This is a genomic window from Micromonospora zingiberis (assembly GCF_004331455.1).
GTDB classification, from domain to species: Bacteria; Actinomycetota; Actinomycetes; order Mycobacteriales; family Micromonosporaceae; genus Micromonospora; species Micromonospora zingiberis.
This window is the reverse complement of record NZ_SJJR01000007.1, coordinates 126,104-145,497: the sequence shown is the minus strand read 5'-3', so window position 1 is coordinate 145,497 and position 19,394 is coordinate 126,104. Positions and strand designations below refer to the sequence as shown.

General features: G+C 70.2%; 17 protein-coding genes. 9 read left to right on the top strand and 8 right to left on the bottom strand.

Annotated elements, in window-relative coordinates; all coding sequences use genetic code 11:
- The first annotated feature begins 3 nt into the window (after positions 1-3).
- The 4 genes from E0H26_RS13145 to fdxA are packed head-to-tail and all read left to right on the top strand — an operon-like array spanning position 4 to position 3,705.
- Complete coding sequence (locus E0H26_RS13145) at positions 4-1,107, top strand: NAD-dependent epimerase/dehydratase family protein (RefSeq protein WP_131303879.1); 1,104 nt, start codon at positions 4-6, stop codon at positions 1,105-1,107.
- Positions 1,104-2,009, top strand: a complete 906-nt coding sequence (locus E0H26_RS13140; RefSeq protein WP_131303878.1) for a sugar phosphate isomerase/epimerase family protein — start codon at positions 1,104-1,106, stop codon at positions 2,007-2,009. Before E0H26_RS13145 ends, E0H26_RS13140 begins: the two co-directional genes overlap by 4 nt.
- The gene (locus E0H26_RS13135; RefSeq protein WP_131303877.1) at positions 2,006-3,340 is read left to right on the top strand and encodes an FAD-dependent oxidoreductase; all 1,335 of its coding nucleotides are present in this window, start codon (positions 2,006-2,008) and stop codon (positions 3,338-3,340) included. The genes E0H26_RS13140 and E0H26_RS13135 overlap by 4 nt, the downstream gene beginning before the upstream one ends.
- Positions 3,341-3,363: 23 nt before the next feature.
- Complete coding sequence (gene fdxA / locus E0H26_RS13130; RefSeq protein WP_131303876.1) at positions 3,364-3,705, top strand: ferredoxin; 342 nt, start codon at positions 3,364-3,366, stop codon at positions 3,703-3,705.
- Positions 3,706-3,902: 197 nt separating this feature from the next.
- On the opposite strand, the gene E0H26_RS13125 is transcribed toward fdxA, so the two are convergent.
- The 3 genes from E0H26_RS13125 to E0H26_RS13115 form a co-directional block, all read right to left on the bottom strand.
- Entirely contained in the window at positions 3,903-5,315 is a 1,413-nt protein-coding gene (locus tag E0H26_RS13125; protein ID WP_131303875.1) for a carboxylesterase/lipase family protein, read from the bottom strand.
- A gap of 25 nt (positions 5,316-5,340) precedes the next feature.
- Positions 5,341-6,231, bottom strand: a complete 891-nt coding sequence (locus E0H26_RS13120; protein ID WP_131303874.1) for an MBL fold metallo-hydrolase — start codon at positions 6,229-6,231, stop codon at positions 5,341-5,343.
- 215 nt (positions 6,232-6,446) lie between these two features.
- Positions 6,447-7,340, bottom strand: coding sequence for a helix-turn-helix domain-containing protein (locus E0H26_RS13115; protein ID WP_131303873.1), 894 nt, complete (start codon positions 7,338-7,340; stop codon positions 6,447-6,449).
- A 204-nt stretch (positions 7,341-7,544) separates the two neighbouring features.
- Between E0H26_RS13115 and E0H26_RS13110 the strand changes: the two genes are divergently transcribed.
- Both E0H26_RS13110 and E0H26_RS13105 read left to right on the top strand, forming a co-directional pair.
- A complete protein-coding gene (locus tag E0H26_RS13110; protein WP_131303872.1) occupies positions 7,545-8,213 on the top strand; it encodes an NAD(P)-dependent oxidoreductase in 669 nt (222 codons plus the stop codon).
- Between the two features lie 55 nt (positions 8,214-8,268).
- The gene (locus E0H26_RS13105) at positions 8,269-8,706 is read left to right on the top strand and encodes a hypothetical protein (RefSeq protein WP_206025054.1); all 438 of its coding nucleotides are present in this window, start codon (positions 8,269-8,271) and stop codon (positions 8,704-8,706) included.
- 44 nt (positions 8,707-8,750) lie between these two features.
- On the opposite strand, the gene E0H26_RS13100 is transcribed toward E0H26_RS13105, so the two are convergent.
- Positions 8,751-10,724 carry an ABC transporter ATP-binding protein gene (locus E0H26_RS13100; protein ID WP_131303870.1) on the bottom strand — a complete coding sequence of 658 codons (1,974 nt, stop codon included), beginning with the start codon at positions 10,722-10,724 and terminating at the stop codon, positions 8,751-8,753.
- A 470-nt stretch (positions 10,725-11,194) separates the two neighbouring features.
- Between E0H26_RS13100 and E0H26_RS13095 the strand changes: the two genes are divergently transcribed.
- Together E0H26_RS13095 and E0H26_RS13090 are read left to right on the top strand one after the other, a co-directional pair.
- Complete coding sequence (locus E0H26_RS13095) at positions 11,195-12,139, top strand: helix-turn-helix domain-containing protein (RefSeq protein WP_131303869.1); 945 nt, start codon at positions 11,195-11,197, stop codon at positions 12,137-12,139.
- 112 nt (positions 12,140-12,251) lie between these two features.
- Positions 12,252-13,715 (top strand): RICIN domain-containing protein, encoded by a 1,464-nt coding sequence (locus tag E0H26_RS13090; protein WP_240742132.1) that lies wholly within the window; start codon positions 12,252-12,254, stop codon positions 13,713-13,715.
- 128 nt (positions 13,716-13,843) lie between these two features.
- Here the strand turns inward: E0H26_RS13090 and E0H26_RS13085 are convergent, their stop codons facing one another.
- From E0H26_RS13085 to E0H26_RS13075, 3 genes are read right to left on the bottom strand one after another with little or no spacing between them, the layout of a single operon-like run.
- A complete protein-coding gene (locus E0H26_RS13085) occupies positions 13,844-16,189 on the bottom strand; it encodes a xanthine dehydrogenase family protein molybdopterin-binding subunit (RefSeq protein WP_131303868.1) in 2,346 nt (781 codons plus the stop codon).
- A complete protein-coding gene (locus tag E0H26_RS13080) occupies positions 16,189-17,208 on the bottom strand; it encodes an FAD binding domain-containing protein (RefSeq protein ID WP_240742131.1) in 1,020 nt (339 codons plus the stop codon). Before E0H26_RS13080 ends, E0H26_RS13085 begins: the two co-directional genes overlap by 1 nt.
- Positions 17,165-17,671: a (2Fe-2S)-binding protein gene (locus tag E0H26_RS13075; protein WP_131303867.1), complete on the bottom strand. Its 507-nt coding sequence runs from the start codon at positions 17,669-17,671 to the stop codon at positions 17,165-17,167. The genes E0H26_RS13080 and E0H26_RS13075 overlap by 44 nt, the downstream gene beginning before the upstream one ends.
- 65 nt (positions 17,672-17,736) lie before the next feature.
- Here E0H26_RS13075 and E0H26_RS13070 point away from each other — a divergent pair, with 65 nt between their 5' ends.
- The gene (locus E0H26_RS13070; RefSeq protein WP_131303866.1) at positions 17,737-18,312 is read left to right on the top strand and encodes a nucleotidyltransferase family protein; all 576 of its coding nucleotides are present in this window, start codon (positions 17,737-17,739) and stop codon (positions 18,310-18,312) included.
- Between the two features lie 73 nt (positions 18,313-18,385).
- Here the strand turns inward: E0H26_RS13070 and E0H26_RS13065 are convergent, their stop codons facing one another.
- Entirely contained in the window at positions 18,386-19,339 is a 954-nt protein-coding gene (locus E0H26_RS13065; RefSeq protein ID WP_165521839.1) for a sensor histidine kinase, read from the bottom strand.
- Positions 19,340-19,394: the final 55 nt, after the last annotated feature.

The window sequence follows — 19,394 nt, the reverse complement described above, 5'->3', positions numbered from 1 at the left end:
GCCATGACGAAACGAACGGTCCTCGTGGTCGGTGCGAGCGGACTCGTCGGCCGCGCCTCGGTCGACACGTTCCTCGACCACGACTGGGACGTGGTGGCGGTCTCCCGACGCCCGCCGGAAGTCATCTCGGAGCGCCCGTTCCGGCACCTACCCGTCGACCTCACCGACGCGCCGGCCACCACCGCAGCCCTGCAGGCGTTACCCGAGGTCAGCCACCTCGTCTACGCAGCCGCATTCGAAAAGTCCTCGCTCGTCGCCGGCTGGTCGGACCCGCACCAGATGGCCACCAACCGGACGATGCTCGACAACGTCCTCCGCCCGCTCGTCACCCACACCCGCCTGCAGCACGTCACCCTCATGCAGGGCACGAAAGCGTACGGGGTACACCTGCACCCGATCCCGCTCCCCGCCCGGGAACGCCACCCCCGCGACGAGCACCCGAACTTCTACTGGCTCCAGGAGGACCTGCTGCGGGAGACCGCAGAACGGCACGGCCTCGCCTGGACGATCTTCCGGCCCGTGCAGGTGGTAGGCCCCGCGTACGGGGTGGCGTACTGCACTCCCCCGGTGATCGGCGTACTCGCCGCCATCTGCCACGAGGAGGGCCTGCCCTTCGGCTTTCCCGGCGGCGCGACGTTCCCGGTCAAGCAGGCCGCCGACGTACGCCTGGTCGCCGACGCCATCCGTTGGGCGACGGACACCCCGGCCGCCTGGGGCGGACACTTCAACCTGACCAACGGCGAAGTCTTCTCCTGGCAGGAGCTCTGGCCACTGTTCGGCGAGGTCATGGGCGTGCAGGTCGACGAGCCACACCCGCAGCCACTCGGGCCGCTACTCGCGACCAAAGGCGATCAGTGGACCCGGATCGTCCACCGGTACGGCCTGCGCCCGATGACCCTCGACGACGTCCTCGGCCAGTCCCATCTGTACGCCGACTACACCTTCGGCACCGGACTGACCGAACCTCCACCACCCGCGCTGGTCAGCACCGTCAAGGTCAAACAGGCCGGCTTCACCGAGGTACGGGACACCGAGGACACCTTTCGATGGTCCCTGCGGACCCTGATCGACCGACGAGTGCTACCTGACCTCCGGAGGTCCACATGACCAGCTCATCCGTTGCCGCAGCCCGTCTCGTCCTGGCCTGGGGCACCGTACGGGCAGCGTCGTTCCCCGACCGGGTGTGGGCCGCCGCCGACGCCGGTTTCCCCTCGATCGGCATGGCCGTCCCCGACTATCTGGCACTGCTCAAGGCCGGCTGGACCGACGAGCGGATGAGCGCGGTGTTGACAGAGCACGGCGTCACGATCGACGAGGTGGAGGTCATCTTCGGCTTCTGCGCGCCACCCGGACCGGCGAACCTGCCCGAGCGTCCCGGCCTCGTCTACGCCGACCCGGAGATCGAGGCCGCCGCCTTCCGGATGGCGGACGCCTTCGGGGCACGACGGGTCCAGGCGGTCGGCACGTTCGGCGACGAACCGGTAGGACCACAGGTTGCCGCCGCGTTCACGGCCCTGTGCGATCGGGCCGCCGCGCACGGGCTACGGGTCGCGCTGGAGTTCGTGCCCTACACCAACATCCCCGACCTCCGCACCGCCCTGGACATCCTCACCGCCGCCGGCCGGGCCAACGGTGGCCTCTGTGTGGACGCCTGGCACTTCTTCCGAGGCAACGCCGACTTCGACGCCCTCGCCGCAGTGGACCCCGGCGACATCTTCATGATCCAGGTCAACGACGGCCCGGCCACACCCACCACCCCGAACCGGATGTTCGACGCGGTCCACCACCGCAGGTGCCCGGGAGAGGGAGACTTCGACCTCGAACGGTTCCTCCACCTCCTGGACCGGCCGGGCCTCGACGCGCCCATCTCCGTCGAGGTCTACTCCGACGACCTGGCCCGACTGCCCAGCATCGACGCGGCACGCCGCGCCGCGTCGACCACCCAGGCACTCCTACGGCGCCTACCCACCACCGGGACGCACGCACACCAGCAGGGAACGGGCGCGTGAGAACCGCCCGGATCGCGGTGGTGGGATCCGGCCCCGCCGGCATCTACGCCGCCGACGCCCTGGTACGCGCCGAGGCCCTGCGCGTACACGTCGACGTGATCGACCGCCTCCCCACGCCGTACGGGCTGGTCCGCTACGGCGTCGCACCCGACCACCCACGCATCAAGTCGATCACCGGCACGTTGCAGCGGGTACTCCAGCACGACCGGGTGCGCTTCCTCGGCGACGTGGAGCTGGGCACGACAGTGACCGCCGAAGAACTCGACAACCTCTACGACGCCGTGGTCTACGCGACCGGCGCCGCGCACGCCCAGCCACTCGACATCCCCGGCGAGACACTGCCCGGGAGTTGGTCGGCGACCGAACTGGTCTCCTGGTACAGCGGACACCCGGACAGCGCCGCCACGATCAGCCTCGACGTATCGTCGGTGGCTGTCATCGGCGCGGGAAACGTCGCCCTCGACGTCGCCCGGCTGCTCGTCAAGACGCCCGCGGAACTCGCCGCGACGGACATGCCCACCGCCGTGCTGGAATGTCTCGCCGGCAGCGCGGTACGCGACGTGCACATCATCTGCCGCCGCGGCCCGGAGCACGCCCGGTTCACCACAAAGGAACTACGCGAACTGGGTGACCTGCACGCAGCCGGAGTGGTCATCGACGGCAACGAGTTGCCCGAGAGCGACGCGGAGCTACCGCCGACCGTGCGGAGCAACCTCGCGGTCCTGCGACAGTTGGCGGCCCGACCGGGACACGACCGACCACGGCGCATACACCTGCATTTCTGGCAACGACCGACAGCGATCATCGGCACCACGACGGTCACCGGACTGCGACTGGAGGGCACCGAACCCACCGCCACCGGCGGCGTGCGCGGCACCGGTACGCGGGAAACACTGCCGGTCGGCATGGTGGTACGGGCGGTCGGCTATCGCAGCACCGCACTACCCGGACTGCCGTTCGACGCCACCCGCGGCGTGATTCCCAACGACGGTGGCCGGATCCTGGACGACACCGGACGACCGTGGCCAGGCCGATACGTGACCGGCTGGGTCAAGCGTGGCCCGTCCGGAGTGGTCGGCACCAACCGGGCCTGCGCGGTGGAGACCGTCCAGCACCTGCTCGACGACCTGACGACCCGGCCGCCCACGGCACCGACGAACACCCACCCCATCGACCGGATCCTCGCCTCGCGCGGGCGCCACGTCGTGGACTTCCACGGCTGGCTGCGCATCGACGCGGGTGAGATCGAACTCGGCCACACCACCAGCCGCGAACGCAGCAAGATCACCGACTGGTCGACCCTGCGCCGACTCGGCGCGGCGACCGACTGACAGCACCAGCACAAGGAGAAATCGTGGCGTACGTCATCCTCGGCACCTGCATCGACACCATGGACCGCAGCTGCGTCGAAGTCTGCCCCGTCGACTGCATCTACGAAGGCGAGCGCAAGCTGTACGTGCAGCCCGAGGAGTGCGTCGACTGCGGCGCCTGCGAACCGGCCTGCCCCGTGGAGGCGATCAAATACTCCGACGACGTACCGGAGGACGGCCGCGAGTTCATCGCCGACAACGCGCGGTTCTTCACCGAGACGCTCCCCGGACGCGACGCCCCACTCGGCCTCCCCGGCGGCTCCCGCGACACCGGAGTCATCGGCGTCGACACCCCCCTCGTCGCCGGCTACGGCCAATCGACGTGAGCCGGAAGCGACCCCGTGTAGGCATCACCGGCGCAGACACGGCCAGCGCACCGGCCCGGTCGGCGTCCGCGCGGACAGGTGCCGACGCGAAGGTGACCGGCGCGTCGAACGCGGCTCGGTAGGCAACGCGGCCGAGCGCGGCAACGGCGGGCTGCCGGGAGAAACACGTACCGGGATCGACATCCACCAGGCCGATGTCAGACTTCTGGTCCGAGGTGGTGGATCTCGGGGTAGCGGGGCCATCCTGGGTCTCCGGTGGTGGCGAAGCGGATCCATGCCGCGTGCATGCTGGTGGCGAGTTCGCCGGGGGGCGCGGTGTCGCCCAGCAGGCTCTGGGGTCCGTGCAGTGCCGGCAGGTGCAGCCGATCGAAGACGAACGGCAACTCCATGACGTGGCTCGCGCCCAGTTGGCCGTTCAGGGCCGCGGACCGCCAGGTGAAGAGGTATGCCCAGGTTGGCCCGTGGGTGGCGTGCGCCTCCGCCAGTTTCCGGGTGCCGGTGCCGAAGAGGCCGTCGCCGAGGATCGCGGTGCGTAGGTCGACGGCGGAGGCGTCCGGCAGGGCCTGCCGGTACGCCCTGACCGCGCCGTCGGGGTCGGTGTGGAATCGGGCGGCGGTGGCGTACACGTCGGCGTCGGTGCTGCCGGTGAGCAGGCCGACCGGTGCCAGGTAGAGCGCGCCTTCGTCGCGGTTGGTGCCGATCAGCAGGTCGACGTCACCGCCCCGGCCCGCGCCGACGGCGTTGACCGGTTGTTCGTCGAGGACCAGGCTGAACGCGGTGATGCCGCCGAGCGGATCGTGGTGTCCCCGGATCCGCAGGTCGAGGCCGGACAACCGTGGGGTCAGGGCGACGAGACGTGCGTCGTCGACTTCGGCGAGGGTGCCGACGGTGGGCTCGACGTGCAGCTCCCGACCCACGGCGGCGGTGACGACGGCGGCCTGCTCGGGGGTGAACGCGCCGACGCCGCTGCCGCTCTGGACGATCGCGCGGCGGATCAGGCCGGCCGAGGTGGGATCGGCGAGGAGCCCGCCGACGATGATGGCGCCGGCGGACTGGCCGAAGAGCGTGACGTTGTCCGGATCACCACCGAAGGACGCGATGTTGTCGCGTACCCAGTGCAGCGCCGCCCGGACGTCGAGCAGACCACGGTTGTCCGGAGCGTCCGGCAGGTGCAGGAAACCGGGAATGCCGAGACGGTAGTTGACGGAGACGAGGATGACGCCGTCGCGGGCGAACGCGGTGCCGTCGTAGAGCGGCGAGTTGGCGGAGCCGGCGACGAAGCCGCCGCCGTGCACGAACACCATGACGGGCACCGGCTCGGCCCGCGCCGGTGGGGTCCAGAGGTTGAGGGTCAGGTATTCGGTGCCACGCTGCCAGCCGGGACCGAAGTACGGCGACATGTCGAGTGTGCCGAAGGCGGTACGCGTCGGTTGCGGTGCGGTCGGGCCGGGACGCGTGGCGTCCCGAACGTCGGTCCAGGGCGGGGGCGGCGCGGGTACGGCAAACCGCGCGGCGCCGGTCGGCCCGGCCGCGTACGGCACGCCGAGAAAAGCGGTGCCGTACGCGGTGTGCCGACCACGGACCGGGCCGGAGGTGGTGACGATCTCCATGGCGGTCTCCCGGGGCGGTTGACGGTCAGAGCCGGGTGAAGGGCGCCCACTGGGTGATGGCGAACCCCTCGCCGTGGTGCTCGACCTCCAGTGCTCCGTGGCCGCTGAGGTGCGCCGGGAGGACCAGGGCGTTGCGGTCCGCGGCCCAGCCGAGCAACCTGCGGCGGGTGGCGACGGCGGCGGCGGGGTCCTCGCAGAAGCAGCTGTTGTGGCCCGCCTCCATGACCTGCAGCGGCGTGTGGATCAGGTCGCCGGCGAACAGTGCCAGGTCGCCGCCGGAACGCAGCTTCAGCACGCTGGATCCCGGGGTGTGTCCCGGCGCGGCTTCCAGGCGCAGGTTCGCGTCGATGGTGTGGCTGTCCTCCCAGAGCAGGACCTGGCCGGCAGCGTGTACCGGGGCGATGCTGTCCTCGAAGACGTTTTCGTTGACGCCGCCGCCGAGGTGAGCGTTGTTCGCCGGGTCCCAGAACAGGAAGTCGGCCCGGGGCATCAGGTACGTGGCGTTCGGGAAGGTCGGCACCCAGTCGCCGTCGACCAGGCGGGTGTTCCAGCCGACGTGGTCGACGTGCAGGTGGGTGTTGACCACCAGGTCGACGTCTTGCGGGCGAACGCCGGCCCGGGCCAGGTTGCCGAGGTAGTCCAGGCCCAGGTGGTCCCATGCGTCGGCCGCCGGCCGAGCCTTGTCGTTGCCGACGCCGGTGTCGATCAGGATCGTGCGGCCCTCGCTGCGCAGCACCCAGGTCTGGATGGCCACGTGCACCATCCCGGCGCCGAGGTGGTCCGGGGCGAGGTCGGCCTCGTGGCGTCGCCACGCCTCACCGGGCATCGACGGGAAGAACGCGTCGGTGGGCATGATCGGGCCGTGCATTTCCTCGACCCTGGTCACGGTGACGTCACCCAGTTTGATCTCGGTCATGGTTTCACTGCTTTCGTGTCAGGACCGGCGCGGTATGCCGGTCAGCAACGGGTTGGTGGCGGCCGCGCGCCATCGCGCGGCTTGAGGCCGTTGGCGCCGAGGAAGCCGGCCGGGGCCGGCTCGGGGCGCGGCAGAGGTCTTACCGAGCACCGGGTCGACCACGGGCAGTACGAACGTCGGCGACGAGTCTCGGCGGAGAAGGGGTGCAGTGGCGGTTACCGGTGCCGTGCTGCGGCCGGCGTCGTCGGTCGAGGGTCGGCGGTGACCGAGGTGAGGTGCGTCAGCAGGGACATCGCCTCTCGCGACGACGAGCCGGGCTCGGTGGTGGCGACCACCACCGTGCGGCCCTGTTCGGTACGCAGGAGTTGCTGCGTCACGGTCATCGCTCCCACCAGCGGATGCCGCATCTCGTAGGTGGCGTCACCTGCGGTCTTGACCCGGTGCGCCGCCCACATGTCGGAGAACTCCGGGCTGCGGACCGTCAGGTCACCGATCAGCGTCGAGATCGCCGCGTCGTCGGGGTGCTGCCCGGCCGCCAGCCGCAGGGCGCCGACCACACTTCGCGCCTTGGTGGGCCAATCCAAATAGAGGTCGCGGGTGTGCGGGTCCAGGAAGACCAGTCGGGCCATGTTCGGCCGGTCCCGCGGCGTCGCGGGGCCAGCCGGATCGAGGTGGCCCGCGAACAGGGCGTGTCCGGTCCTGTTCCAGGCCAGCACGTCACTGCGCCGGCCCATCACCAGCACCGGGGTCTCCCCCAGCGCCTCCACCAACTGCGCCAACTCGGCCGTCATCCGCTCCGGCGCCGCCCGGCGCGCGGCCGACCGGACCCGGGTGCCGGCCGCCAGGTCGTAGAGATGGCGGTGCTCGGCCTCGTCGAGCCGCAGCGCCCGGGCGATCGCGTCGAGCACCTCGGGCGACGCGTTCAGCGAGTAGCCCTGCTCCAGCCGGGCGTAGTAGGACGCGCTCACGCCGGCCAGCAGAGCGAGTTCCTCCCGGCGTAGTCCGGGTACGCGCCTACGGTCGCCGTGTCCGACCAGTCCCACGTCCTCTGGTCGCAGCTGGGACCGGCGCGTCTGCAGGAACGCACCGAGCTGACGTCTGCTGTCCATGGATCGAGTATCAGTACCGGTCGTGGGCACAGCCACACCCTGCGAGGAGTAGGCATCGAAGGGTGCGGCACGCCGCCCGCACAACGGTGCGGCCCGATGCCGGGGATTGGGCGGCAGGCTTTCCGGGGTGGGCTTCGAGGGGCGGTGTTGCGACTCGGTAGCGTCGGGTGGGCAATCCATCCGTGCGAGTGCGGGAGTGGCGACGTGAGGCTGACGATCGTGGCGGCAACCGGCGGGATCGGTGGGCAGCTCCTCACCCAGGCCGTCGCCGCCGGCCACCAGGTAACCGCCGTCGTACGGAATCCGGCGCGGCTTCCCGACCTACCGGTACGCGTCGTCACGGCCGATCTCGCGACGCCTGATCCGGCAGTGCTGCGGACGGCGGTCGACGAGTCCGACGCGGTACTGTCCGGGCTCGGGGCGCGCTCGGGTGCCGAGGCGGGTGTCGCATCCCGGGGCACCCGGGCGTTGATCGAGGCGATGGGGGCCGCCGGCGTACGGCGGATCGTCGTCGTCAGTGCCGCGTCCGTCGGCACCGTACCGTCACCGGGACGGCCGAACCCGCCGCGGCACAATCCCGGCGACGGATTCTTCATGCGGCACCTGGCCGCGCCGCTGGCCAAGGCGGCGTTCCGGCGGCACTACGTCGATCTGGCGCTGATGGAGGACGCCCTGCGCGACAGTGGCCTGGATTGGACGGTCTCCCGTCCACCCCGGCTCGTGGGTGGACACCCGACCGGGAGGTACCGGACGGCGTACGGGCAGAACGTCCGTGCCGGGATGTTCGTCTCTCGCGCCAACGTCGCCCACCACATGCTCGACGTGCTCGACCGTCCCGAGACGGTCCACCAGGTGATCGGGGTCGCGCACTGAAAAGCGCGTGTTCCCTGCGGGCTGAAGCGGAGGAGCGGACATCCGACGTCGAAGGTTGCACCGGGCGACGTTTGTCGCGGCCGGGGCGTACAACATCATCTGGGGCTGCTATACGGTCCTCGACCCACAGTGGTTCTTCCGCCTGACCAGGCTGCCACTGTCGAACTCGCCGCAGATCTTCGCCTGCCTCGGCATGGTCCTCGGCCTGTATGGTCTGCTCTACCTGGAGGTGGCTCGGCGGCCCGAGCACGGTTGGCTGGTCGCCGCCGTCGGTCTGACCGGCAAGGTCCTCGGCCCCCTGGGCCTGGCCTGGCTCATCGTCACCGGCGTCTGGCCGATCGACACCGTCATCATGATCATCACAAACGACCTGATCTGGTGGTTGCCGTTCAGCCTCTACCTGCGCGACGCCTGGCCGGATTTCCGCGCTTCGTGGCGGCGCCCGTCCGGGCATCCCGGCCTGACCGCGGAGCACCTCGACACGACCCGCTGACCGTCGCGTGATGCCCGTACACCCCGGGGCATGCCGTGGGTCCTTCAGGCGGAGGCGGGTTGGCGGGGCATCGGCGCGGCGCTCGTGTGGGTGGTGTCGTAGCCGGCGGCTTGGAGGGTGAACAGATCGGCGTATCGGCCGCCTGAGGTCATGAGTTCGTCGTGGGTGCCGGCCTCTACGAGGCGGCCGTGGTGCAGGACGTAGATGCGGTCGGCGTGGCGGACGTTGGCGAGCCGGTGGGTGATGAGGATGGTGATCGCGTGTCCCTGCCGGTCGCGGATGCCCTGGAAGAGGGCGTCCTCGGCACGGGGATCGAGGGCGGAGGAGGGTTCGTCCATGATGAGTACGTCGGCGTCGCGGAGGAACCCGCGGGCGGCGGTGATGCGTTGCCACTGCCCGCCGGAGAGGTCCTGGCCGCCGGCGAAGGTGCGGTCGAGCAGCGTCTCGTAGCCGTGGGGCAGGTCGGTGATCATGTCGTGGGCGACCGCGCGGGCGGCGGCGGCCTCGATGCGGTCCTGCCCGGGTGTGGTGGTGATGTCGCCGATGGCGATGTTCGTGGCGGCGGTGAATGGCCACTTGTGGTACTCCTGGGTGACGACCGCGATCCTGGCCCGCAGCGTGTCGGTGTCCCAGTCCTCGGTGGGCCGTCCGTTGTAGCGGATGGTGCCGCCGGTGGGGGTCCGGAGGGTGGCGATCATGGTGGCGAGGGTCGACTTGCCGGAGCCGTTCTCGCCGACGAACGCCACCGTCTGCCCTGCTTCGATGGACAGGCTCACCTCGTCCACGGCGGCGGTGTCACGGTCGGGGTAGCGCAGGCTGACCGCCTCGACGGTGAGCTGCTGTAGCCGCTGGCGCGGCTCGGTGCGGCCCGGGCCGGCGGAGGGTGACGGCAGGTAGTCGACGGCGCGGCTCATGAAGCCGGTGTAGTCACGGAAATGCTGGCCCTCGGTGTAGACGCGGTCGATCTGGAAGGTGACCACGGCCAGGGACCGTTGCGCGGACTGCACGGCGATGACGCAGGTCGCGGCGGCGGCGAGGGGGATCTGCCCGTCGATGAGCAGGAGCCCGAGCAGCACGTAGACCACGGCGGTGGCGATCCCGCCGATCATCGCGCCGACCGTCGTGGTCGTGGTGACTCGGCGGGCCAGGGCGAGTTGGATGCCGGTCTCGACACTCATGACCCGGTCGTACTGGTCGAGCAGGAAACCCCGCAGACCGTAGGAGCGCAGTTCCGGCGCCGAGTCCCGTTCGGCCATCAATCGATGCAGCAGCCACAACCGGCGCCGCCGGACCGACCCGGCGGCATACGTCCGGTACCGCAGGTGTCCGGCCCGCAGCGACGCCCACCCGTTCGGCACGGTCGCCACCAGCAAGGCCAGCAGCAGCAACGGATGGACCACCACGACGGCGACCGCGACGGCGAGCACGCCGGCCAGGCCGGCGAGCAGGTTCATCGACGCCTGCACCAGGCCGGTGGTCGAGTCCGCTCCACGGGAGGCGCGTTCCATGTCGTCGGCGAACGCGTCGGCGTCGAATGCCTCCAAACGCACCGCCGTGGTCACCTCGAACAAACCTCGTTCGACCTCCCGGTCGACCTTCGGGGTGAGGCCGTTCTGCGCATAGCCCATCGCCGCCGCCGCGCCGGCACGCAACGCGGTCACCGCCGCCAGGGCGACCAGAGCGGGCAGGGCGGCGAGCACCTTGTCCGCGGTCGGCCCGCCGGCGAACAGTTCCACCAGCACCCGCTGCGCGGCGAGGAGCCCGAACGCCGCCATCACCCCCGCGCCGACCGTCGTGCTCGCCACGATCGACGTGCGGAGCCGGTCGGCACGCCAACTGACCACGAGCGCGGACCAGACCAGGCGGGGCAGTTCGGAGAACACGGCGAACAGGCCGGCCTGCGCCCGCGCCCGTACACCGGTCTCCCACCACATCTCCCGCAACTCCGGCAACACCGAATCGCGCCGCCCGGCGTCGGCGGAGGCGGGTGTGCGGTCAGGGTGGCCTGTGGTGGGCATGGAGGTACCTCCCAAGACGAGAAGGGCGTCGTACGGCAATGGCGGCGGTGCGTGGGCGGCGATGCGGACGTAGCCCGCCGGTGATGTCGGCGCCGGGCGTTCGGCCCGAGGACCGCGGATGGTCAGCGGTCGGACCGCCGGCTCCACCCGGTCGGTCGGTCAGGCCAGGTGGTCCGGTCGGCCATCCGCGCACGGGGCAGACCAGCGGTGGCGTCGCGGCGTTCGGAGGGCATGCAGGGACGGTAGGACGCGGCCGGGTCGACACGCCCGCAACGCCGTGCGCCGACATTGTCGGCAGATTGCGACACCGCCGCGACAGCGTGCTGACGGTGTCGGGACGCCGCCGTTACCTGGGCGATCACCGCGTGGCGGGCAGCCGGGCCAGAGGGTCTTTCGCGCCTCGCCGACTGTCACAGGGGGCGGCTATGGTGTCCGCTCAGCGTGACCGCAGCGACCGGAGGGTGGCAGCGATGAGCGACCACGACGACCTCACCGCCGCCCGCCGTGCGCTCGGCCGCCGCCTCGCCCACCTACGCAAAGCCGCAGGTCACACGCAACACGGCCTGGCCCGGCTCGTGCAGTACGGCCGCAGCTCCGTGGCGAACACCGAAACCGGCCGCCAGCACCCCGAGCGGTCCTTCTGGGCCCGCTGCGACACCGTGCTGGGCACGGGCGCGGTGCTGACCGCCGAGTACGACCGCATCGCCGACCTGGACCACCGACGCCGCCACGCCGTCCGCCCCGCCCACACCAGTCCCCCGCTCGCCGGCGGCGAGACGCTGTGGGAGAACGAGGACCGCATCAACGCCCGCCGACTCGTCCTGACGACCATGGGCGACGACGCGCAGCTGACCGACCTGGAACACCACCTCCAGAAGGCGATCGCAGATCAGGGACGATGCCCCGCCGCGAGTCTCTTGGCGCGGCTACGTCCGCTGCGGGTCAGCGTCGACCAGCTCATGGCAGCCCGGCAACACCCACCGCAGCGCGCCCGCCTCTACACCGCCGCCGCGCACCTGTCGGGCCTGCTCGCCGCCCTCGCCCTGGACCAACGCGCCTACCGCATCGCGCACGCCTATGCCGCCGAAGCGTTCGACCTCGCCCACTCCGCCCAGCAACCCGATACCCAGGCATGGGCCCGCACCATCCAGAGTCTGGTTGCCCTCTACAGCGGCGACCTGCCCGACGCGCTCTCCTACGCCGAGGACGGACTCCGCCGCGCCGACACCGGACCGCTGATCCGGTTCACGGTCAACGGCCAAGGCCAGACACACGGCCTCGATCACCGCCCCAGCGGCGGCGCGAACGTTGCGCCGACCAAGGACGCGCAGCCGGACGGTCGGGCCGAGACCGACCTCGGCTCGTACCGTCCCGCCCAGGACCCGGCCACCGCACCGTCGCGTCCGCCTACATAGCCAGCCGCGCTTCACGGACCGGCGGGTGGGCCGGGGCGAGCTTCCACCAACGTCAGGCATTCAGCGATATGCTTCGATTTTATTACCGCCGTGTCACCAACAGGAGCGGGCGATGGCATTCATGGGTCTAGTCGGACGTCGTGGCAGCTGGCACACGACGGTGTGGGTGATGCTGGTGGCGGTGCTCGCCACCGCGGGCGTTGTGGTCCCGAGCCCGGGCCGAGCGGAGGCGTCCACCAGCCAGTTCAGGGGCGTGAACTGGGCCGATTCTCGGGACAACTTCGTCAACGGAGTGCTCTACGTCTCCGGGCTCAGTTCGTCGGACACGTACACCTCGGCCTCGACCGTGGCGGACCGGGTGGTCGGCCAGATGTACGCGATCACGGGCGCCAACACGGTGCGGATGCCGATCAACGAACCGACCGTCTCCAGCTACTGGGGCACCTACACCGGCGCGATCGACAACGCGCTCGGCAAGGGCAAGGTGATCCTGGCGTACTGGGCGCACAGCGGTGGCCGGCCTTCGAACACGACCGCTTTCCACCAGATGTGGGACACGGTGGTGGCGAGGTACGCCAGCAACCCCAACGCCTACTTCGAGGTCATCAACGAACCGTGGGGCTACAACGCGACCGACCTGAACAACATGTACTACACCTGGTTGAACCGATACCCGAACGTGCCACGCGGCCGAGTGATCCTGGACGGCACCGGATTCGCCACCAACGTCGTGGTGGTCGGCAACGACACTCGACTGAACGGCACCCTGCTCGGCGTGCATGACTACACGATGAACGTGACCCCGCCGTTCGAGGACGAGACGTCGTGGGCGAACCACATCGCCGGGTACGTCGGGCAGTACGCGAGCCGCACCGTCGCGACCGAGTGGGGCGGGCCGATGCGGCGCGGTGTCAAGGACGGCGTCGAGTACGACCCGATCGACTACAGCGTCCCGAGCGGTTCCTTCTTCGCCGACTACCTGCGCGGCGTGAGCAGCTACCTGCGCAGCACGGGGATGGGCAGCGTGTTCTGGCCCGGCCTGCGCGACGGTGACTGGTACAGCATGACCAGCAAGAGCGGTAGCGGTGCGAACATCAGCCTCTCGCTGGTGAACCCGTCCGGCCTGACCCGGCTCCGGTACGCGTGGGGGGTGGGTGACGGCGGCGGCACGTACGTCCGAATCCGCAACGCGAGTACCAGCAGCTACGTCGATGGCATGGGGAGCACGAACAACGGCGCCAACGCGGCCGGATACGGCAGCAGCACCAGCGCCAACCAGCAGTGGGTAGTCGAGAACAGCGGCACCTATGTGCGCATCAGAAACCGGGCGACCGGCCTCTACCTCGACGGCATGGGCCGCACCACCAACGGTGCCGCCGTCGGCCAGTACGCCAGCAGCACCAGCGCCAACCAGCAGTGGACGGTACTGACCGCCGCGAACAACGTACGGATCAGGAACCGGGCCACCGGCATGTACATCGACGGCATGGGCAACAGCAGCAACGGCGCCGTTCTCGCTCAGTATGTCGACACCGGCAGCATCAACCAGCAATGGAAGATCATCGCTACCGGCTGAAGGTTCTGCCTCACGGATCTTGGTACGAGACGGCCTCCATGGGGGCCGTCTCGTACCAAGGTCCGCAGCTGGGACCGGGAGGCCGACCAGCGATGTGACCTGATGCGGCGACTCAGTCGCCAACGACTTCAGAGAAGCTTGTCGATGGTGATCGGCAGCGAGCGGATCCGTCGGCCGGTGGCGTGATAGACGCCATTGGCGATCGCGGCGGCGACTCCGACCAGGCCGATCTCGCCGACGCCCTTGACGCCGATGGGGTTGGCGGGATCGGGCCCGCCCACGAAGACGACATCGATGTCGGGCACGTCGGCGTTGACGGGGATGAGGTAGTCGCTGAGGGTCGCATTCGCGACCCGGCCGCTGTCCGGGTCCCGGACGGTCTCCTCGAAGATGGCCATGCCGATGCCGCCGACGGTTCCGCCGATGATCTGACTGCGGGCGAGTTTCTCGTTGACGACTCGGCCGGCGTCGTTCACCGAGACGATGCGGGCGATGCGCAGCACACCGAGTTCGGGGTCGACTCTGACCTCGACAAAACGCGCGCCGAAGCCGCCGGCGGGTACGGTGGCGTGCGAGGCACCGACGAGTTTGCGCCCGAACCGGCCCAGCCGGGACACGACGAGCGACCCCACGATGACGCCTGCCTCCGCGCGCGACGGGGCGCTGTCACCGTCCACGGTGAGCTCGCTCAACCCGTGTCGCCCGAGGATCTCGGAATAGGTTTCGCCGCGCGATTCATCGTCGGCGTGCTGTAGGCGGCCCTGGTGGGCGACGACGTCTTCGATCGTGCAGCCCCGCAGCGGTGAGTCCGCGTCGTCGGAGACGAGCGTCAGGACGCGCTGCACGAGTGCGACACAGGTGTTGTGGACCGCGCTTCCCAGTGCCGTGGTGAGACCCGATCCCCCGGCCTGCGGAGCCTGCGGGAGCCGGGTATCTCCGAGCTCGAACTCGACGCGATCCACGGGCAGCCCGAGCACCTCTGCCGCGAGCTGGGTCATGACGGTATAGGTGCCGGTGCCGATGTCGGTCGCGCCGCTGCAGACATGTGCGGTGCCGTCGCGGTGCACCGTGGCGCGGGCGTGGCACTTGGCCTGGTAGTGGTTGAAGGTCACCCCGGCCATGCCGTAGCCGACCAGCCAGCGACCGTCGCGCATCGCGCCTACGGTCGGATCTCGCTGGGCCCAGCCGAACCGCTCCGCGCCCACCGTGTAGCACTCGCGCAGGGCCTTGCTGGACCAGGGAAGCCCGGTCTGGGGCTGGACCTCGGCATAGTTGCGCAACCGCAGGTCGATCGGATCCATGCCCAGCTCGTAGGAGAGCTCGTCGAGTAGCGACTCGATGGCGAAGTTGCCTTCGGCCTCGCCGGGTGCCCGCATGTGTGCGATGGGCGCGATGTTGAGCCGGACGCGCTTGTCGCGGGCGGCCACGTTCGGGCAGGCGTACGCGGCAGCCGTGCCGGCGGTGATGGGATACGGCTGCTCATCGGGCGCTTTCAACAGCGATTGCAGTGGCGCCTTCCGTGTCGGCGGTTTGCGTGTCGGCGCCTCGTGCCCCATCGAGGCGGTGGAGGTGCCCTCGTGGTCGATCGCCACCAGCTTGCCGTCGCGCGTGGCGGCGATCGTGAGGCGCTGCATCGTGCTCGGTCGGTGCCCGACGCCGGTGAACATCTCCGGCCGGGTGAGGCTGAGTTGGACCGGCCGTGCGACAACGCGTGCGGCTAGCGCGGCGAGGATCGTGTGCGGCCAGCTCCGCAGCCCGGCGCCGAAACCGCCGCCGACGTAGGGCGACAGCACCCGCACGTCGTCTTCGGCGAGCCCGAACGACGCCGCCAGCACGGCACGCACATGGAAGGGGTTCTGCGTCGAGTCGTAGACGGTGAGCGTGTCGCCGTGCCACTGCGCGACGGTGGTGAAGGGCCCGAGCGGATTGTGCGTCTCGGGCGACGTCGTGAAGGTGCCCTCAACCGTCACCTCCGCTGTCGCCATCGCCGCCTTCGCGTCGCCGCGTTTCATGTCGATGAAGTACGGGTTCGATTGCGAGCTGGCGGCGGCGTCGTCAAGGGTGAGCACCGGCTCGTCGCGGTCATAGGTGACCTCTATCAGCCGCGCCGCCGCTGCGGCCTGCTGCCGCGTCTCGGCGACGATTACCGCGACGTACTGGCCGTGATAGCTGATTCTCGCATCCTGAAGCGGCGCCGCAGGGGGCGGGAAGAACAGGTTGCGCTTGCCCTTCTGCAACCGGCCGGCGTTCTCGTGGGTGATCACCGTAAGCACGCCGAGCATGTCCGCGGCGCGGGCCGTGTCGAGGCGGACGATGCTGCCCGCGGCGATGGTGCTGCGTACCAGCGCCGCGTGTGCCATCCCCGGCAGGGTGACGTCGGAGGGGTAGTGCGCGGCCCCCAGGACCTTCGGGCGCCCGTCGACCCGGTCGACACCCGGACCCAGGGCCGCAGGCACGGCCTCGGCCATTGTCATCAGCCGGCCTCCGTGAGGGTCTGCAGAATTCGTACCAGCGTGCGCTTGGCGAGCTCAACCTTGAACGCGGTTCCGGTGACAGTGAACGTGTCGTGGATGGCCGCGTCGGCCGCCGCTCGGAACGTCTGTGTGTTGACCGATGCACCACGCAGCACCGCCTCGGCCTCCGGCGAACGCCACGGAATCGTGCCGACCCCGCCGAACGCCACCCGCGGGTGAGTGATCACCCCGTCGTCGATCGCCAGGGCGACGGCGGCCGAGGTCAGCGCGAACTCATAGGAGGAACGATCGCGGATCTTCAGGTAGCCCGACCGGGTCCCGGCCGGCAGCAGCGGAATCTCGATCGTGGTGAGTAGCTCACCGTGTTGGAGCACGTTCTCGACGTCCGGACGGTCACCGGGCAGGACGTAGAGGTCGGCCAACGGAATTCTGCGCTGCGCGCCGACGCCCTGGATGTGCGCGACGGCGTCGAGCGCGACGAGCGGCACGCAGAGGTCGGAGGCATGCACCGCGATGCAGTGCATGCTGGCACCGAGGATCGCGTGCATGCGAGCCGCCCCGCTGATGGCGGCGCAGCCCGACCCGGGCGAACGCTTGTTGCACGACAGCACGGTCGGGTCGCGGAAGTATCGGCAGCGGGTGCGCTGCAGGAGGTTCCCGCCGATCGTGGCCATGTTGCGCAGCTGGGTCGAGGCGCCCCCGAGCAGTGCCTCGCGCACGAGCGGCAGCTGCTCGGTGACCGTGACATCGGCGGCCAGTTCCTCCATCGTGACCAACGCTCCGACGTGCAGCACGTCACCGTGACGGCGGATCCCGCGCAACGGCAGACGGGTGATGTCCACCAGGCGCTCAGGTTCGAGCACCCCGTCCTTGAGCATCAGATCGATTTGGGTCGTCCCGCCGGCGAGGTAGTGCGCCTTCGGGTCGCTGCTCACCAATCCCACCGCCGAGGCCACGTCGTCGGCGCGGATGTACTCAAACGGCCGCATCGCAGGCCGCGACCTCTCGAATGGCGGCAACGATGTTCGGGTAGGCCCCGCAACGGCACACGTTGCCACTCATGAACTCGCGGATCTCCTGGTCAGAGCCCGCGCGTCCTTCCGCCAGCAGCGCTACCGCCGACATGACCTGACCCGGCGTGCAATAGCCACACTGCAACCCATCGTGACGGACAAAGGCCTCCTGCACGGGGTGCAGGACACCATCAGGCGACAACCCCTCGATCGTCGTCACCTCACGGCCATCGCACTGCGCCGCCAGCATCAGACACGACACCACCCGCCTGCCATCCACGAGCACGGTGCACGCCCCACACGCCCCCTGGTCACAGCCCTTCTTGCTCCCGGTGAGGGCGAGGTGCTCCCGCAGTGCGTCCAGCAGAGTGGTCCGGTTGTCCAGAGTCAGGTCATGACCGCTGCCGTTGACGGTGAGGCTGACGGTGGACGACCGCCCGCCTTCCGCCCGTTTCCCGCTATCTCGCACCGGACCAGACTACCGTTATCACGACTAAATGCTGACAAACCGAAATAAGCAGCAGGAAGTGGAGCATGCACGAAGTGCTGGCCGGGCTGGTGCTCGCCGCCGGTGGCGGACGCCGCTACGGCATGCCGAAGGCCCTCGTTCGTCACCACGGAAGGCCCCTGCTCGATCGCTCGATCGCCGTTCTCCGCGCGGCATCGTGCGACCCCGTGGTCGTGGTCCTTGGCGCGGCGGCCGACGATGTTCGGGCTCGTGGTGCCCTCGATGGGGTCGTGGCCATCGACAATTCCGACTGGGCCACCGGCATGGGATCGTCCCTGCGAGCCGGGCTGGCCGCGCTCGCGGACACCGACGCCGTGGCGGTCGTGGTGACCCTGGTCGACATGCCCGGCGTGACGGCCGCAGCGGTACGGCGGGTCACCGCCGGAGCTGGCCCCGCGGCGTTGGTCACGGCCGGATACGACAGCGGCCGGCCCGGCCACCCGGTGCTACTCGGTCGGGACCACTGGGCGGGCGTGGCGGCGCTGGCCGTCGGTGACGTCGGCGCTCGGCCCTACCTGCGGGCCAACGCAGCTTCCGTCAGGGTCGTGCCCTGTGCCGACGTGGCAGACGACGAGGACCTGGATCTGGCCCCGCAGCCGTGACGTACCGAACGAACCGCCGTCGCGATGGCGATGGGCATCACGCAGAGGTGTGTGGTCGCTCCGGTGCTGTCGCCTACTCAGCCCGCAGCGGCATGTCCGCGAGCACCTGCCAGCCCGCACCGGGCACTCGGCCCGCCTCGAACCGTCCGCCGAGCAGGTGCACCCGTTCCCGCATACCGACCAGGCCGTAACCGCCGCCCCCGGACCTTCTCGGCTGGTCGGTGTGTCGACCCTCGTCGCGCACCTGCACGCGGACCGTCCCGTCGCCGGCCCGTACCGTCGCGGTGATCTCACGGGCGCCGACGGCGTAGCGCCGCGCGTTCGTCACCGACTCCTGGACCAGCCGCAGCACCGTGGTCGCGACCACCGCCGGTACGGGCTCGGCGAGGTCCACCGCCAACCGGACCGGCGTGGCGCCTGCCGAAGTGGCTGTCGCCGCGCGCAGGTCGGCGAGCAGGTCCGTGGTCGGCGTCGCCGGTTCCCCGTCGACGTCCTGCAGCATGGCGACCATCCGCTGCATCGCCGAGAGGGCGTCCCCGCCGGCACGTTCGATCACCGGCAGCACCCGCGCCGCAGCGCCGGGATCAGGTACGGCCACCGCCTGCGCCGCCTGGGCCTGCACCACCATGCCGCCAATGTGGTGTGCCACCACGTCGTGCAGCTCCCGTGCCAGGGCGACCCGCTCCTGCAACTGCGCCGCGACCACCACAGCCCGCATCTCCCGCGCCTGCCGGGCGTCGCGCACCCGCAGGTACCACCCGGCGAGAATGGCCGCCACCGGCAGGATCCCCGACCAACCCAGATCCTGCGGAGCGCCTGGGTGCTCCGGCCTCAGCACACCAACCAGCAGACAGCTGAGCAGCAGCAGCCCCACCAGGCCGGCGGCGGTGGACCTGGCCGACCGGCGGACCACAGCGACGATGACGGCCAGGACCGCGACGACCTCGGCAGCCCCCAGCCCACCCGCGGCGGAGGGGACCGCGACGCCGGCCAGCCGCAGCACCACCGACCACACCAGCAGGACCACCACGACACCTACGCCCCCGACAACCGGCCAACGGGACGCCAGCAACGCGAGGGCA